Origin of the sequence: Nesterenkonia sphaerica, assembly GCF_005771565.1 — a bacterium.
Classification (GTDB): Bacteria; Actinomycetota; Actinomycetes; order Actinomycetales; family Micrococcaceae; genus Nesterenkonia; species Nesterenkonia sphaerica.
In genome coordinates, this window is sequence record NZ_VAWA01000021.1 from 14,972 (window position 1) to 30,933 (window position 15,962).

Sequence of the window (15,962 nt, forward strand, 5' to 3'; positions counted from 1 at the left end):
ACCCCCGCAACAGGACCAGGCAGGACCGAGACAGACGAACACGGTAGACAAGCCCGCACAGCGCCAGGCCACGGGCCGGTTCGGCACGCCAGAACTCCCACACCACGATAGAAGGAAACGCATACCAAATGGGCCTCTTCGCCATCCGCGACTACCGTCGCCTGTTCAGCGCCCAAGTCATCGCGCTGTTCGGCACCGGCCTGGCCACCGTCGCCCTCGGCCTGCTCGCCTACGACCTTGCCGGACAGAACGCTGGCGCCGTTCTGGGCACGGCCCTGACCATCAAGATGGTCATGTACGTCCTCATCGCCCCCCTGGCGGCCGCCTACGCCGACCGCCTGCCCCGACGTATGTTCCTGGTCCTGCTCGATGTCGCCCGCGCGCTGGTGGTCCTCGCTTTGCCATTCGTCACCGAGGTGTGGCACATCTACCTGCTCATCGGCATCCTGCAGGCCTCATCGGCCGCGTTCACGCCCACCTTCCAAGCCACCATCCCCGACATTGTCACCAAGGAGAGCGACTACACCCGAGCTTTGTCGGCATCCCAGGTCGCCTACACCATGGAGACCCTACTCAGCCCCGTCCTGGCCGCCATCGCCCTGACCTTCATGACCTTCAACTGGCTGTTCATCGCCACCTCCGTCGGATTCGTGATCTCCGCGATGCTCGTACTGGCCACCCGCATCCCCAACGCGCGACCCAGCGACCACGCCGGGCCATGGGCGCGCGTCTCCTCCGGTATCCATACCTTCACCTCGACCACATCCCTGCGCGGCGTGATCGCCCTGAACCTGGTCGTCGCCTCGGCCGGCTCCATCGTCGTAGTCAACACCGTCAACCACGTTCGCGACACCCTGGCTGGCACCCAGTCCGATGTGGCGTGGGCACTGGCCGCCTCCGGAGGCGGGACCCTCCTGGTCGCACTCGCGCTGCCCTGGATCATGGACCGCGTCGCCGACCGAAGAGTGATGATGACCGGCACGATCGTGCTCCTGGTCGGCGTGCTGGCGGCCGTGGCCATGACCGGGACTGCTGTTGTCTCGTGGGTGGCCACCATCGCAATCTGGATCATCATCGGCGCCGGCATGGCATTGATCGTCACCCCCACCGGTCGCGTCATCCGCTCCGCGGTACGTCCCTCCGAACTACCCGCGGCATTCGCCGCCCAGTTCTCTCTCTCCCACATGGCCTGGCTGCTGACCTACCCGATCGCCGGCTGGGTCGGCACCGCAGCCGGATTCACCTGGGCTTGGTCTCTCCTAGCAGCTCTCGCCGTCACCGGTGCCGTAGGCGCCGTCCTGCTCTGGCCAGCCACCACCCAACAAGCACCCGCACCACCGCCACCCCCAGGCGGCATTGACCGCCCCCTCAAGAAAGAGGCCGTCGCCCAAGAAGCCACCCTCACTGCAACCCAATGCTCCTGCGCACGCCCCGTCTGACCACACCGTGGTGGCACGTAACCGCACACCAAACCGGAGACACTGCCCAGGAACGTCGACCCCATGGAGAACGATGACCCACCCCAGACCACACACCGCAACCGCGATCACCCTCGCCCTGGCACTGGCCCTGTTCGCGTCAGGCTGCTCCACCGCATCCGAAGTAAGCGACACCGAAACCAGCCCGGCCACCACGGATGCGAGCGAGAACTGGCTTGCCGACTATGACCTCGATGGTCTCGACGGGCGAGAGATCACCGAGTACCTCGATGCGATGCCGGTCGCGGACCGCCCCGAGGAGCTGATCGCCTCAGTCGAACCTGAGACGCTCGTGCTCTACGACACCAGCGGCAACGAGACCACCGTCCCGCTGCCGGAGAACGAGTTCTACCTCTCCTTCGCCCCGTTCATCGAGCACACCCACGAATGCCACTTCCACAGCCTCACCACCTGCCTGGGAGAACTGGCCAACGAGGAGATCGAGATCACCGTCACCGACGAGACTGATGCGGTGCTCGTCGATGAGACCGTGCGCACCTACGACAACGGCTTCGCCGGGCTCTGGCTGCCCCGTGACATCGAAGCCACCCTCACCGTCACCCAGGGTGAGCGCTCTGCCGCGGTTCCGATCTCCACCGCCGAGGACGCCCCGACCTGCCTCACCACGCTGCAGCTGACCTGATCGATTCGAGCAGACAAGGAGGGCCACCGCCATCATGACCACCACTTTCACCGCAGCCGATCTGCTCGTCGCAGGACTGGAGAACGAAGGCGTCGATCGCATCTTCGGACTGCCCGGCGAAGAGAACCTCGATCTGCTCGACGCGATCCGCCGCTCCAGCATCGAACTGATTCTGACCCGCCACGAGCAGGCAGCCGCCTTCATGGCCGCCACCCACGGGCGACTCACCGGCCGGCCAGGGGTGTGCCTGACCACGCTCGGCCCCGGTGCCCTCAACCTGTCCACCGGAGCGGCCTATGCGCTGCTCGGGGCGATGCCGATGGTGATGATCACCGGCCAGAAAGGCATCCTCACCGCCGCGCAGGCACGCTTCCAGATCGTGGACACGATCGCGGCGATGAAGCCGTTGACCAAGATGACCCAGCAGATCGTCTCGCCCGGCACAATCCCCACCCTGGTCCGCGAAGCCTTCCGTGTCGCACAGGCTGAACGGCCCGGCCCGGTGCACCTGGAACTTCCCGAAGACATCGCCGCCACCACCACACCCCGCCTGGACCTCATCAAGCCCGCTCACCCCGTCCTGCCCACCGCCAGCACCGAGGCGATCAACGCCGCCGCCGAGGTGATCTCGGGAGCCAAGCGTCCGTTGATCATGCTCGGCGCTGCCACCGCACGACCACGATGCACCCAGGCGCTGACCGAGTTCATCTCTCGCTCGCGGATTCCGTTCTTCACCACCCAGATGGGTAAGGGCACCGTCTCCGGATGCACCGACCTATACCTGGGCACCGCCGCCCTGACCGAAGGCGACTACCTGCACGAGGCCATCGAGCAGGCCGACGTGATCATCACCATCGGCCACGACACCGTCGAGAAACCCCCGTTCACCATGCAAGCCGACGGGCCACGGGTCGTGCATCTCGACTACCAGCCGGCCACCGTCGAAGAGGTCTACACCCCGCACCTGGAAGTCATCGGTGATCTCCACCACACCCTGCACGCCCTCACCGAACAACTCGCCGGACACATACCGCACGCCGGAGCGCTGCTGCCGCTGCGTGAGCGCCTCCTCGCGAAGGTCGCCGACAGAGCCACCGAGGACCGGCTCACCCCGCAACGCATCGTGCACCAGGTTCGCCAGGTCATGCCCGATGACGGCATCGTCGCCCTCGATAACGGGATGTACAAAATCTGGTTCGCCCGCAACTACCGCACCACCACCGCGAACACGCTCCTGCTCGACAACGCCCTGGCCACCATGGGAGCCGGCCTGCCCTCGGCGATCACCGCCGCACTCCTGCACCCGGGTCGTCGGGTCATGGCCGTCTGCGGCGACGGCGGGTTCATGATGAACAGCCAAGAACTCGAAACCGCCGTCCGTCTCGGTCTCAGCCTCGTGGTCGTGATCCTCGATGACCACGCCTACGGCATGATCCGATGGAAACAAGCTGTTGACGGGTTCCCCGACTATGGCATGACCTTCGGCAACCCCGACTTCGTCGCCTACGCAAGGGCCTACGGCGCCACCGGCACCCACATCACCGAAGCGGCACAGCTTGGCCCCGCCCTGGAAGACGCATTCGCCCAGGGCGGAGTGCAGCTCATCCACGTCCCGGTGGACTACTCCGAGAACACCCGCGTGCTCATCGAGGAACCCCTATCCGCCAGACTGGTGTGAGACACCCGAGCTGATCGTTAATGGGACTGGGTCACTACCTAAGAGAGAAGGAAGACTCCGGTTATGACTCTGATGATTACTGAGACCGCGGAGATGACTCCGCAGTCGTCCACCACCCCGGCTGGTTCCGAGGCTGGTCCCCGGGCCTTGCACGCGAAGCGGCGGTCCTACCCGGTGGAGTTCAAACGCCGTGTTGTTGCCCAGTACCAAGCCACCCCGGTGGGCCAGAAAGGAGCTTTAGTGCGGGCTGAGGGGCTCTATGAGTCCACGGTCCAACGCTGGTGCCGGGAGCTGGAAGCCGGAACACTAGGAGGCATGAGCACCCCGAAAAATCCTCGCGCGAAGAGGTCCCCGGAACAGCAGCGCATTGCTGAGTTGGAGAGACAGGTCACCAAGCTTGAAGCCGAAGCGGTGAAGAAGGATAAAACCATCGCCAAAAGAGAGGAGGCGTTAGAAGTCTTGGGAAAAGGTGTCGCCTTCTTGGAGGCACTATCGAAAAACAAGGGGGACCAGCAGTGACCCGCAGCACCTGGCGGGGCTGGCAAGCACAGACGGTGACCGTGCTGGCAGCACTGATCGGTGTGGTCTGGGCCTGTGCCCTGGTAGGCCGGTCACGGGCTACTCACTACCGGGACGTGAACCCGACACCCAGGGTGTATGGGCCCCATCCGAAGCCACACCACCCAGCCGAACTCAGCGCCCAGGAACGCGAAGAGATCCTGCAGGTGCTTACCAGTGATCAGTATGCTGATGCCTCGGTGGCCCAGGTATGGGCCTGTGAGCTTGATGCTGGCCGGTACTACTGCTCCCAACGCACTATGCACCGGATCCTCAAAGACGCTGCGATGAATGGGGAACGCCGCACCCAAGCAACCCATCCACCCAGGGTGATCCCCGAACTGGTTGCCACCGAACCCAATCAGGTCTGGTCCTGGGACATTGAAGCGCCCTGGGTTTGATGGAGGCTCCGGCTATTGGGATTCCACCAGGTCGGTGACGCTGGTTGGTTCAGCATAGAACAGGCCCTCGAACTCCACCGGCGGCAGGTCTGAGAGATACCCGTGAAGACGTTCGGTGTTGTGCCAGTGCACCCATCCCAGGGTGGCCAGCTCCACGTCCTCCACGGTCTTCCAGGGGCCACGTTCGGCCCTGTGCGGACCACGGATCAGCTCGGCCTTGTAGTAGCCATTGACCGTCTCCGCCAGAGCATTGTCATACGAGTCCCCGACCGTCCCAATCGAGGGCGTGGCCCCGATCTCGGCCAGTCTTTCCCCGTAGCGAATGGATGTGAATTGAGCCCCTGCATCGCTGTTAACCCGAATTCCGGTTAACTCGGACCGCGGATCTCAATTTCGAGCAAAGAAATTCCTCCGCGCTCTGGAACATCACAGCCTGGTCGGATCCATGGGCCGAGTCGGCGCGGCCGGAGACAACGCGGCCATGGAATCCTTCTACTCGCTGCTGCAGAACAACGTCCTCGACGCGAAGCCCTGGGCCACCCGAGAAGAGCTGCGACTGAGGATAGTGCCGTGGATTGAGCGGACGTATCACCGAAAGAGGAAGCAGAAAGGGCTGGGGAAGTTGACCCCGATCGCCTATGAGGAGAAACTGCTCACGCAGGCGCTGACACTAGCGGCCTGACAAGGAAACCCCACCTGTCACCCGTTCCTGCATCAGCCCCAAGAGTGAGATCATGAGTTATGACGATCGAGAGTGACATCATTACCTGGGCATTGGACCGCCCTGGATGGCAACAAGGCGTGCTCGTCGCTATCGCCAATGGCGAGCAGTACGAGCCGGAGCAAATCACGGACCTCGTTGATGAGGTGTTGGCGGGCAACAACAATGCGCCGAGCCAAGAGGCCAAAAGCATCCAGGTGAAGTCCGCTGTGGTCAAGCAGGTTGACCTCGCGGCGGTCGCTGAGCTGTGCGGAGTGAACGCTCTCGTGAGCGGCCAGCATCTGAGCTTTGCGACAACGGGCATCACCGTCATCTATGGTGACAATGGCAGCGGTAAGTCCGGGTATGCACGGCTGATCAAGGCAATGGTAAACGCCCGACACCGGTCCGACATCCTCCCCAACGTCTTTCAGGACTCACCAGACCAACCTTCCGGTGCATTGCACTACCGGGTTGCTGGCGAGGATCACACGCTCGCGTTCCCCGCCACGCCACCACCGGAGCTGCTGAAGATGAGCTTCTACGACGAGCACTGCGGGGACGAGTATCTCACCAAAGAATCGACGATCTCATACCGTCCCTCGGCACTGACTCTCCTGGACGGCCTCATCCAGGTGTGTGACGAGGTGCGAAGTGAAATCGCCACGCGGATCAAAGCCAATGAAGCTAAGGCTCTCGCCCTGGATTTGCCGCCGACAACGACAGCAGGAGCCTTCCTGTCAACTCTTACCGAAGTCATGACCACTACACAGGTCGAGGCCGCTACCGCCCTAGCCGAGGGGACGAACGAGCGGCTGGCCGAGGTGCTCAAGGAAGAGGCGAGGCTCGCAGCGACCGACCCACAGAAGGAAAAAACGCGGCTGACCACGCTCGCGAACGAAGCCAAGACGTTGGGCAACGATCTGGCTCGGTTACTCGACGTTCTGGGGACAGAGAAGACGACCGCACGGGCAGAACTCCGAGTTGCCTCGGCCGCAGCGCGGGCAGCCGCGTCGGTCGCGGCAGCATCCTCATTCGAGGATGAGCCACTGGCCGGTGTGGGTTCGGAGACCTGGCGTCTGCTGTGGAGCGCAGCGCGTAACTACTCGATCGCTGAGGCATACCACGCCCACCAGTTCCCGGTCACTGACGACGGCGCGGTCTGCGTGCTATGCCAGCAGACGCTCGACGATAAGGCTAAGACCCGCCTCCGTCAGTTCGACCAGTACATGACCGACACCACTGAACGCGACGCCGTCACTGCCGAGCAGAACTTCGCCTCAAGCCTCAGCGAACTGCAAACACTGGAGTTCGCGACACCTGCCCGAACCTCTGCTCTCACCGCCTTGGAAGCGCACGACACCCAGCTCGGCGTCGCAGCCACCGCACTTCTCACCAAGCTTGAGAATCAGCGTGATGCCATCGTGCTACACCTGACCAGCGAGGATCCCGCTCCCGCACCACTCACGGTGATCGACGTCCCTGACAAACTCACCGCTCTTGCTACGAAGCTCCTGGAGCGTGCTACCGCAACGGATGTGACGCAGTTCCGAGCCGCGGTGACTGAACTGAGAGATGAGAAGGCCGAGCTGCAGGCACGTGTTCGACTCTCAGAGTCGGTGGATAAGGTCAAGGCCGAAGTCCAGCGCTTGGGCGAGTTAAAGGACTTGAAGTTGGCGCGCACCGCTGCGGACACGAAGAGCATCACACAGAAGGCATCTGCGCTCACTCGCGAGCACGCCACCGATCGCATCCTGGACCGTTTCAGCCGAGAAGCCGAGCGTCTGCGGCTTCAGAAGGTGACGTTGCAGGATCTTGGCGGACGTAAGGGGCAGCTGAACCAGAAACCGGGCCTGCTGGGTGCCGCCAAGAGTGTAGCTGCACACACCGTGCTCAGCGAGGGTGAACAGACCGCTCTCGGACTCGCAGGGTTTTTTACGGAGGCAGTCTTCGATCAGTCAAAGTCGGCACTCATCTTTGATGACCCAGTCACGTCCTTGGACCACGTTCGGCGGGATAAGGTCGCCGAACGGCTGGCCCAACTCGCCCAAGACCGGCAGGTGGTGGTCTTCACCCACGATGTCGCTTTCACGGGCGACCTTGCCGCGGCAGCAGAGCGAGAAGGTGTTGCTCTTACCGAGCGCGCTGTGGAACGCCGCGGAGTCGATCCCGGCATCTGCATCGACAGCTTCCCATGGAAGGCGAAGGACTTTGGTTCGCGCGTCACCCACCTCACAAGCGAACTCGCGAAGCTCAAGAAGGAGCGTCCTGGCCTCGTTCAGGACGAGTGGGAGGAACGTGTTGCCACATGGGCGGGATACCTCTCTGAGACCTGGGAACGCAGTGTGACCACTGAGGTCATGAACCAAGTATTCGACCGCGGACGTTCACAGGTGCGGATGATGAAGTTCCGCCTGCTCGCAGATATCACCGACGCTGACAACCAGGACGTCCAAGACGGCTACGGTGCAACATCCCTCTGGGGAAGACGCCACGACAAGGCCGCTGAGACCAACTACGTCGCGCCCGAACCGGCGGACCTCGAACGCGAACTGAAACGCCTGACCGAGTGGCAGAAGCGCGTCCGGAAGTACCTCTCGAAGTGATACCTGATGGTGAGCGACAGGTCCCGCTCACGGGATAGAGCAAGGAGCGACGGCATGTCATCGACCGAGTACCCCTTCCCTGTTGCAGTGTCGCAACTGGGCGAGCAAGACTCGCGTGAGTCTCAGAACGCCCGCGCCGTCCAGTGGCTTCTGGAACAGCGTGGCGGTTCCATCGTTGTCGTAACGCCGCAGAAGCAGTTCGACAGCGACATCCTCCGGCGCGTTGCTGCCAGTCCAGGAGTCACACACCTCACCTGGCGCGGCTTGTTCACGGGCTCGCTCGCGAATCACCGTGTGCTCTATGCCTGGCCGGACCGGAAGCACCTCAACGATCTTTGGGGCGCCGACGCAGATGCGCTTGTCGTCATCGAGTGGGGGCGGGCCGAGACTGCGACGTGGATCGAGGACACGAACCCAGTGCGACTTCTGCCTGGTGAGACTGTGCAGCCCGCACCTCAGCCGGCACCCGTGGAAGCGGCCGAGCCGTTGCCGAACGGCGTCGGGGAGATCCTGGAGCACATCGCCCTTTGGGCAGCTGGATACGACTCGGGTCTGAAGTGGAACGAAGAAGACAAGCTCAAGGCGGACATGATGAACTGCCCGGAACGATGGGCCCCCATCACCGTTGAGCAAGTTCGAGCCAAATGCCGTGAACTGAAGATGCGGCCCAACGACATCGAGACGATCACGGGCTTCCTGGAACGCAGGAAACAAGGACGCCGCTTCAACGTGAGAAGCACCTATCGCGACTTCAGATTCGCGCAGTAGACGCGACTCGAACGTCATCACCGCACCGACGCAAAGACAGACTCTCATGGCAGATCAAGACGCTCACTTCCGCGTCATGGATGAGGCACTGAAACATCCAGATGGCCGAGCCAAGGGCGGAGAGCCCTGCGTGATTTGTGGCAAACCGGTGCCGGCGAGCGCCCACTGGGTGCAACGAGACCGACACGTGTGCTCCGGACGGTGCAACAACCTCCTGCGTCGCCGCTACGGTCGCGGAAGCGCGAGCATCAACGCCGAACGAGTGGCGGCAGCGGTCGAAGCCACCGGGCCGCGACCGAATCCACGAACCAGCGGCCCTCGTGTCTTCCGCACCCTCCCGGATGCGCGCCCGCCCGAACTGCCTATCGAGTGGGAGGGGTACGGGCCGCATCCAGGTGATGTGATCGAGCGCTACGGCATCTTGACCCAGTACCTCGTCCAGGACATGCCCGATGGCTACTTCACCTCGCGCATCGTCGTAGCCGTTGCCGAGGGCGGTGACATGTTCGTAGCAGGGGCGACTGATGAAGGCTACTACTCGTCCCTGGTGATCGGACCGCACGGTCCAGGAGGCGAACGCCTTGAGGGTCAGCTATTCAGCCACACCTTCGACATCAACGGCGTCCTGTGTCAATGGCGCCGCGAGCGGGTCACGGATCTACAGCCCGACGGCGTGGACTACTTCTTCTGGGAGTGCTACGCCGCCGTCCCCGTTGACGCACCGGCCTACCCCGAGCCGACGCACTCGCCGCGCTACCGAACGGAGATGGATCGTCGCCGCCGAATCAGCAGCAATGCGGCAAAGCACGAGCGCCGGGCCCGTTCAGAAGCCACCATCGAGCGGTTTGATCCAGTGGAGGTATACGAACGAGACGCTTGGACTTGCGGCATCTGTGGAGGGAAGGTCGATCCACAAGTGCTACACCCGATGCCATGAGCGCGAGCTTGGACCACGTCGTTCCCCTGTCGAAGGGTGGGGACCACACTCGCAGCAACTCGGTCCTCGCGCACCTGATCTGCAACATCCGTAAGTCGGCGAACTAGAGTCCCTCGGATACATGTTCTCCGCAACCTGGGTCGTGGAGTAGCCCAACAAGGTTTTCGCACCTACTTCGACTTTCGTCGTGTGTGTTCCCATACGGTCGCCCGGTGAATACCGAAGCGCTTCGCGATCGACAGCACGCTCTCACCGCCCTGACGAGCAGTTCGAATAGCTTCTACTTCGTTCTCCGTCAGCGGCGTTCGATTACGGCGACTAGGGTGTGAGACGACATCTGGCTCCGTTTCCGCGGTCAACTCTGAGCCATCTCCATCGCCCCGCTTCGCCTGTCCCCAAGCGGCTACCAGCCTCTCCAGACGACGTCGGGAGTTCGGATTGGTTCCACTACCTTCCACCACATCAGGTTGGCCGCTCAAATCAACACGGTTCGAGCGGCCAGCTGGATCTCATGTAGTATGGAGTCATCATATCCCCCACGCCTCTCGGAGAAGCGCAACTTGGGGGATTTTTCTTTCCCGCCTGACTAGACTCAGGACATGCCGAAGCGACGAATGCCCCGTGCCCGCGGAAGCGGACGCTTCGAGAAGCCGCCCCTGAGCTCGTCTGCGTTAGTGGATCTGCTCAGAAGCCGTGGACTTGCCATCACAGACGAAGCTCAGGCAGCCCAGCAGATCAGCAACATCGGCTATTACCGCCTCTCCGCGTACATGGTCCCATTCCAGCGTGGCCGTGATCATCATGACTTCAAGCCAGGGGCAACCTTCGAAGATGTGATGAGCCTCTACTCGTTTGACCGCCAGCTCCGGCTCCTCGTCCTGGATGCGTTGGAGCACATTGAGGTCAGGTTGCGGGCCGCAGTGACTGACGAAATGTCACTGAAGCATCAGGATGCCTTCTGGTACACCGAGCCGTCATATTTCCGAGATTTGGCTCGGCACTCTGAGTTTCTGGATCAGGTGAGTGAACGTAGCCGACGTCAGCTCGAAGGCCGGCCTGAAGACCCCGGCGATGTGCACAATTACCGGTCTGCCTTAGAGCATTACTTGGTCACGTATGGCGAACCGGAGTTTCCTCCCTCTTGGATCATGATGGAGGGGCTCACTTTCGGTCAGGTGAAGTCGCTCTATGACAACCTCCAGCAGCGTGAAGACTCGAACCGCATCGCCCGTCAGCTCGGCGTCCCCGGACCAGTGTTGACTTCGTGGCTGAGGACTTTTCTGCGGTTCCGGAACATCGGTGCCCACCATGGCCGCTTGTGGAATGTCGTTCTCGGTGTCGCGCCCACGGCTCCAAAGAGCAAGTCCGTTCCTTGGCCGCGATCTCATGGGAAGATCACCGACCCTCGGCACGGTCCCATTCGGATATATCCAGGACTTACAGCTATCCAATCACTGTTGCTGACCACCGCCTCAGACCTCACGTGGTCACAACGTCTCTATGACCTGATTTCGGACTATCCGACCGTCCCTCAGCAAGCGATGGGGTTCCCAGCAGACTGGCACCATGAGAGGTTCTGGAACATAACTTCCAGTTGAAGCAAACTCCCGGCGCGGGAGGGGTCTTCGGAGACACTGTGGCCTGCTGAATGTGGTGGCCATTGTGGTGGCCATTTTGCTCCACATCCACCGATTCCGAGCGACGCCCACCGACAGAAGAAACTGCAAAACCCCAGGTCAGAGGACACTCGTCGACACCGACCGATTCCAGCAGAACCCACTCAGGGGATCTTTTAATCCGCTGGTCGCGGGTTCGAGTCCCGCAGGGCCCACCGCACGCACAAGGCTCGAACCCTTGCCAACGGAAACGTTGGTCGAGGTTCGGGCCTTGTTCGCGTCTGCGGCCCAGGTCAGGGCGTTGGCGTTGACCTGCGGATCGAGGAGCATCTCGAAGGGCCGGTTGTGCTCGACGCGCAGCTCGTTGTCCTCGTCGATGAAGACCTTGGTGAAGAAGGCCTGGTTGCACAGGCGCCGGTTGGTGTCGTCGCAGCGGGTGTAGATGTTGGCGCAGTTGGCGAGTAGGCCGAGGGCGTCGTCGAGGTGGGCTCGGGCGTCGGCGTAGTCGCCGAAGTGGGCGTCGATGCGGCGGGTCACTTGGTTGAGTTCGGCGACGATGCGGTCCTGCTCGCGCTTGAGCACGGAGAGCGGGATCGCGTCGGCGTAGTGCGCTTGCATGAGGCGGTCCTGCTCGCTTTCGAGCCGGTCACGGTTGGTGGTGAGGCGTTCCAGTTCCTCGGTTTCGACGGCCATGAGCCGGTCGAACTCGTGGTGGAGCATGCCCGCGAGGGCGTCCTGCTGGGCGGGCGTGATCTGGACGCGGGTGTAGTAGTCCTCGACGAGCTTCTCGACGTCTTCGATGAGCATCGCCTGGCGTGTGCAGTCGGTGCGCTTGGAGTGCCGACCGGAGCACACGAAGTAGCAGTAGACGTTGCTGTGGCGGTTCTTCGCGTTGGAGACGATGAGCCGGGAGCCGCACTGGCCGCAGTGGATGGTGCCTTTGAGGTAGTGGCCGTGGACTTGGGTTGCCTCGACGGCGCACTGGTGCGCGGTGAGCACGGACTGTACCTGGTACCAGACCTCGGCTGGCACGAGTGCCGGGTGGCTTCCCTTGTAGCGGGTGCCCCTGTAGATGACATCGCCCTTGTAGTACGGGTTGGTCAGGAGCCGATGGATGGTGGATACCGCCAGAGGCTTCGCCGGCCTCTTCGGCGTGGGCAGGCTGCGCAGCCCGCGCGAGGTGAGTTCGTCGTGGAGTTGGCTGACGCTCCAGTTGCCCGAGGCGTACGCCTTGAACGCCCACTCGATCATCGGTGCTCGCTCGGGATCGAGCTCGATGGTGCGGACTTCGCGCCCGAGCTCGTCGCGCTTGCGGACGTTCAAGTAGCCGATGGGCGCGCGCCCGTTCGTGCCGCCGCCGATGGCCTTCTGGTTCATGCCCTTGGCGACCTCGGTGGCGAGGTTGCGGGAGTAGAACTCGGCGATGGTGGACATGATGCCGTGCAGCAGCATCCCGGAGGGGGTCTCGTCGATGTTCTCGGACGCAGACACGAGCATGACCCCGCACTGTTGGAGTGCGAGGTGGATACTCACGTCGTCGGCGCGGTTGCGGGCGAGCCGGTCGACCTTGTGAACGATGCAGTACGCGACCTTGTTGGCCTTGACATACTGGATCATCCGCATCAGCTCGGGCCGGTCGGACGACTTGGCTGAGGCTCCCGCGTCGACGAACTCCTCGACGATGCCGGCGCCGAGCTGTTCGGCCTTACGCCGGGTCGCTTCGCGCTGGGCAGGGATCGAGAAGCCTTCGTCGGTCCCGCCCTTCTCGGCCTGCTCGCGGGTGGAGACCCGCAGGTACGACACGGCGGCAGCCGCAGTCTTGGGCGGGTCGATGAGGCTGGCTGCCGGATCGTCGGCAATGGTGGTCATCGGGGGCTCACTCTCACGCGGTTCGACCCTCGCGCTCCCACTGTTGGTGGGAGGGGTGTTGATCGTGAGAGCAGCCGTTGAAGGCTGTAGGGCGAGACCCGATGGTCTCGGTGCGTGTTGCCCGCCGAGCGGCGAGGTTTAGGCCACAACACCCTGCATCGCGAGGCTTGCACAGTTCATTCTACCGGGCGGCTTCAGAGGCGGCCAGGCCATCCGGCGCCGCCCGGTAGGTGTCGGGCACCCGCTCGGCCGCGCGGGCCGCGCGGCTCTCGCCGGTCTCCTGCAATGTCAGCCGGATGAGAACCTCGGCGAGCTTGTGCAGGTCGGCGCGTTCGCGGTGGACGGCCCGGACGGAGAACGACCGCTCCTCGTAGGGGCGACGGTCGGTCTTCTTGGCGTAGCGGCTCATCGGTCTACTGCGCTTCGTCGTCGTCCAGGCCGGCGTAGAACTCGTCTTCGGCCTCCTGGCGCTTGCGGACTTGGGCGATGACGAACTCGACGAACTCGGCGTCCCGGTCGGTGAAGGTGAAGTCCTGGATCGTGGGTGCCGGGTCCTCACCGGGCCACGCAGCTTGCCGGGTCGGGCGGTCGCGGTCCCCACGAGTACCGCAGGCCGTGACCCAGTAGCGAAGCCGCTCTCGAGCGTCGGCGAAGTCGCGGTGCCAACCGAGCGGCGCGGATGCGTTCTGCTCGGGGTCGTAGGCCGCGAGCCAATGCAGGTGCAGCGCCGACAGCTCCCAGACCATCTCCGGGTGGTGGTGCCAGAACGGCGGCACCACCGCGACCGGGAGGCCATAGGTGCGCCGCAGCCAGTCAACCCACCGGTTCAGCGCGAGCCATTCCTGCTCCAGCTCGTGCGCCGTCAGCAGGTTCCAGTTCACGGGGTGCGGCGGTTCGGGCATGTCCGCGTTCGTGACGCGGGGCGGTCCGTCGAAGACGTCCGGCTCATCCATCTCATGCTGATCGTTCATGGTGCTTCGACTCCCGAACTCACATGCTGACCGGGGCGTGCGCCGCGGTCGCTGCTCGCTGCGTCGGCTCGTACGTTGCTGCGTCCCGGCCCACTCCATTGCGCGGCGTCCGGTCGACCTCGTAGCGGGTTCGCGCGGCGTCGTGGCCGATCTTCTTGGCGACGAACTCTTCGCCCTCGATTGCCTGACCGTTGCGCTCGTAGTTGACCGGCCGCGTGTAGCCCTCGGCGACGAAGTTGTCGCCCTGGGCGAAGCTCGCGTGCGCGTGCTCAGCGGAACGCCCGAACATCACCAAGTGGTGGTAGGTCGTCTCGGTCTGCGTGAACGAGCCGTCGTCCTCGCGGCGGAAGTGCTCCTTGCCGATACGGGCGAAGAACCTGGCGTCTCCCTTTGCCGTCTCGGTGAGCAACGGCTCCGAAGCGATGAAGCCTGACAGCGATTCCTGGGTGTGAATGGCCATGATGGCCTCCTCCTGACTCGGGCGACCAACTGCGTGTGGGTCGCTCTGTCAGGCAGGTGCACTGGAGCTTCCAAGCGTCGTCAGGAGGCGGGACGGTGGCGCAGAAGCGCTTCGAGTTCGTCGCGGTCAGTGCGGAGCTGCGCTGCGTCGGGCCGGGTCGGCCAGGCGCGCAGGTCGGTGACGATGGGCGGCGCAGAGCGCAGCATCGTGATGCCGGTGCCGAACGGCAGTGTTCGGATGCGGTCTGGCGGCAGGATCGGGACGCGGCGGATCGAGCGCTGATTCGAGCGGGTGCCGTGGTCGCCGAGGGTCACGCTGTCGGTGTACTCGTCGCGCTCTCCGATGAGCGTGGAGAGGTCTTGGAGGTCACGGCTGTTGGATGCGCCGCCGAGGATGATCTTGACGATGCTGGCGTCCCAGATCGCGCCGGCCTGATGCTCACTCCACCTGTCGCGAGCCTGGGCGAGGGACTGCAAGACCGGCATGGTCGTGATCCCGGTGCCGCCACCTTCGGCCATGAGCGTCGGCAGTGACGGCAGCGGCGCGAGGTTTCCGATCTCGTCGAGCGCGAGCAACAGCGGCGGGTCGAGCCGGGCTCCCGGTGAGCGTGCCGCGAGTCGGCGGGCGGTTTCGATGAGGTCTTCGACGAACGCCGCGACCAGCGACGCGGAGGCTCCCGCTCCGGCACCGGTGGCGAGTAGGTAGAGGGTGCCTTGTTCGGTGAGGAAGGTCTCGGGGTCGAAGTGTTCGTGCGGTCCTGGCGTGACAGCATCGAGCACGCGCGGGTCGGCGAGGGCTGCGAGCGCGAGGGAGACGCCTTGCCAGATGCTGTCGCGGGTCTTGGGGTCGGCGTCGATCATCGCGGCTAGCGAGTCGTCCCAGCCCATCGCGGCGTTCGGGTGCGAGTTGAGGATCGCGACGGCCTCCGACGCCGCGCTGGGATCAAGAGTCCACCTGAACAGCTCGGCCGGCTGGCGGCCGTCGAGCGCGGCAGCGTGCAGCAGGCTCTGGAGTGCTGTGCGGGTCTTGCCCTCCCAGAACCCGCCGGACTCGACCCCGCCAGCACTGAGGCCTGTGGCGGCGGCGAGGCCGTTGGCGCGGATCATCGCGGTCAGCGGATCGTCGCACCCGCGAATGGGCGACCAGCGCAGCCCGGCGGGGATGCCCTCGGCGAGGTGTTGCGGGTCGAACACGGCGACCGGCCCGCCCTTGCGGCGTCGGTCGCGGAGGGTCGCGGTGAGGTTATCGGGCTCTTCGCAGATGAGGGTGTAGTAACC

At 63.8% G+C, this 15,962-nt stretch carries 15 protein-coding genes and 2 pseudogenes; 11 read left to right on the forward strand and 6 right to left on the reverse strand.

Annotated elements, in window-relative coordinates:
* Positions 1 to 128 precede the first annotated feature (128 nt).
* From FEF27_RS11710 to FEF27_RS11730, 5 genes are all read left to right on the forward strand, one after another.
* A complete protein-coding gene (locus tag FEF27_RS11710) occupies positions 129 to 1,439 on the forward strand; it encodes an MFS transporter (RefSeq protein ID WP_138171080.1) in 1,311 nt (436 codons plus the stop codon).
* Between the two features lie 73 nt (positions 1,440 to 1,512).
* Positions 1,513 to 2,121: a CueP family metal-binding protein gene (locus tag FEF27_RS11715; RefSeq protein WP_138171081.1), complete on the forward strand. Its 609-nt coding sequence runs from the start codon at positions 1,513 to 1,515 to the stop codon at positions 2,119 to 2,121.
* Positions 2,122 to 2,155: 34 nt separating this feature from the next.
* A complete protein-coding gene (locus FEF27_RS11720) occupies positions 2,156 to 3,799 on the forward strand; it encodes an acetolactate synthase large subunit (RefSeq protein ID WP_138171082.1) in 1,644 nt (547 codons plus the stop codon).
* Between the two features lie 63 nt (positions 3,800 to 3,862).
* Positions 3,863 to 4,318: a transposase gene (locus FEF27_RS11725; protein ID WP_138171083.1), complete on the forward strand. Its 456-nt coding sequence runs from the start codon at positions 3,863 to 3,865 to the stop codon at positions 4,316 to 4,318.
* A complete protein-coding gene (locus tag FEF27_RS11730) occupies positions 4,315 to 4,758 on the forward strand; it encodes a hypothetical protein (protein ID WP_138171084.1) in 444 nt (147 codons plus the stop codon). The genes FEF27_RS11725 and FEF27_RS11730 overlap by 4 nt, the downstream gene beginning before the upstream one ends.
* Before the next feature lie 12 nt (positions 4,759 to 4,770).
* Here FEF27_RS11730 and FEF27_RS11735 read toward each other — a convergent pair.
* Positions 4,771 to 5,121: pseudogene (locus FEF27_RS11735) on the reverse strand (integrase core domain-containing protein); the annotation flags it as partial.
* Between FEF27_RS11735 and FEF27_RS11740 the strand changes: the two are divergent.
* From FEF27_RS11740 to FEF27_RS11765, 6 genes and pseudogenes are all read left to right on the forward strand, one after another.
* Positions 5,120 to 5,440, forward strand: a pseudogene (locus FEF27_RS11740) (integrase core domain-containing protein); the annotation flags it as partial. The pseudogenes FEF27_RS11735 and FEF27_RS11740 overlap by 2 nt on opposite strands.
* Positions 5,441 to 5,499: 59 nt before the next feature.
* Positions 5,500 to 8,064, forward strand: coding sequence for an AAA family ATPase (locus FEF27_RS11745; protein WP_138171085.1), 2,565 nt, complete (start codon positions 5,500 to 5,502; stop codon positions 8,062 to 8,064).
* A gap of 54 nt (positions 8,065 to 8,118) precedes the next feature.
* Complete coding sequence (locus tag FEF27_RS11750) at positions 8,119 to 8,832, forward strand: hypothetical protein (RefSeq protein ID WP_138171086.1); 714 nt, start codon at positions 8,119 to 8,121, stop codon at positions 8,830 to 8,832.
* A gap of 46 nt (positions 8,833 to 8,878) precedes the next feature.
* Positions 8,879 to 9,769 carry a hypothetical protein gene (locus FEF27_RS11755; protein ID WP_138171087.1) on the forward strand — a complete coding sequence of 297 codons (891 nt, stop codon included), beginning with the start codon at positions 8,879 to 8,881 and terminating at the stop codon, positions 9,767 to 9,769.
* Positions 9,766 to 9,876, forward strand: a complete 111-nt coding sequence (locus tag FEF27_RS13900) for an HNH endonuclease (protein WP_138171088.1) — start codon at positions 9,766 to 9,768, stop codon at positions 9,874 to 9,876. The genes FEF27_RS11755 and FEF27_RS13900 overlap by 4 nt, the downstream gene beginning before the upstream one ends.
* A gap of 492 nt (positions 9,877 to 10,368) precedes the next feature.
* Positions 10,369 to 11,367 (forward strand): Abi family protein, encoded by a 999-nt coding sequence (locus FEF27_RS11765; RefSeq protein WP_138171089.1) that lies wholly within the window; start codon positions 10,369 to 10,371, stop codon positions 11,365 to 11,367.
* Positions 11,368 to 11,505: 138 nt separating this feature from the next.
* Here the strand turns inward: FEF27_RS11765 and FEF27_RS11770 are convergent, their stop codons facing one another.
* The 5 genes from FEF27_RS11770 to FEF27_RS11790 form a co-directional block, all read right to left on the reverse strand.
* The gene (locus FEF27_RS11770) at positions 11,506 to 13,254 is read right to left on the reverse strand and encodes a recombinase family protein (protein ID WP_138171090.1); all 1,749 of its coding nucleotides are present in this window, start codon (positions 13,252 to 13,254) and stop codon (positions 11,506 to 11,508) included.
* Between the two features lie 181 nt (positions 13,255 to 13,435).
* Complete coding sequence (locus FEF27_RS11775; RefSeq protein WP_034224858.1) at positions 13,436 to 13,663, reverse strand: hypothetical protein; 228 nt, start codon at positions 13,661 to 13,663, stop codon at positions 13,436 to 13,438.
* A 4-nt stretch (positions 13,664 to 13,667) separates the two neighbouring features.
* Positions 13,668 to 14,207: a hypothetical protein gene (locus FEF27_RS11780; RefSeq protein WP_081794104.1), complete on the reverse strand. Its 540-nt coding sequence runs from the start codon at positions 14,205 to 14,207 to the stop codon at positions 13,668 to 13,670.
* 37 nt (positions 14,208 to 14,244) lie between these two features.
* The gene (locus tag FEF27_RS11785; protein WP_034224863.1) at positions 14,245 to 14,685 is read right to left on the reverse strand and encodes a single-stranded DNA-binding protein; all 441 of its coding nucleotides are present in this window, start codon (positions 14,683 to 14,685) and stop codon (positions 14,245 to 14,247) included.
* Positions 14,686 to 14,765: 80 nt separating this feature from the next.
* On the reverse strand, positions 14,766 to 15,962 hold a 1,197-nt coding region (locus tag FEF27_RS11790), incomplete at its 5' end, for a type IV secretory system conjugative DNA transfer family protein (protein WP_138171091.1).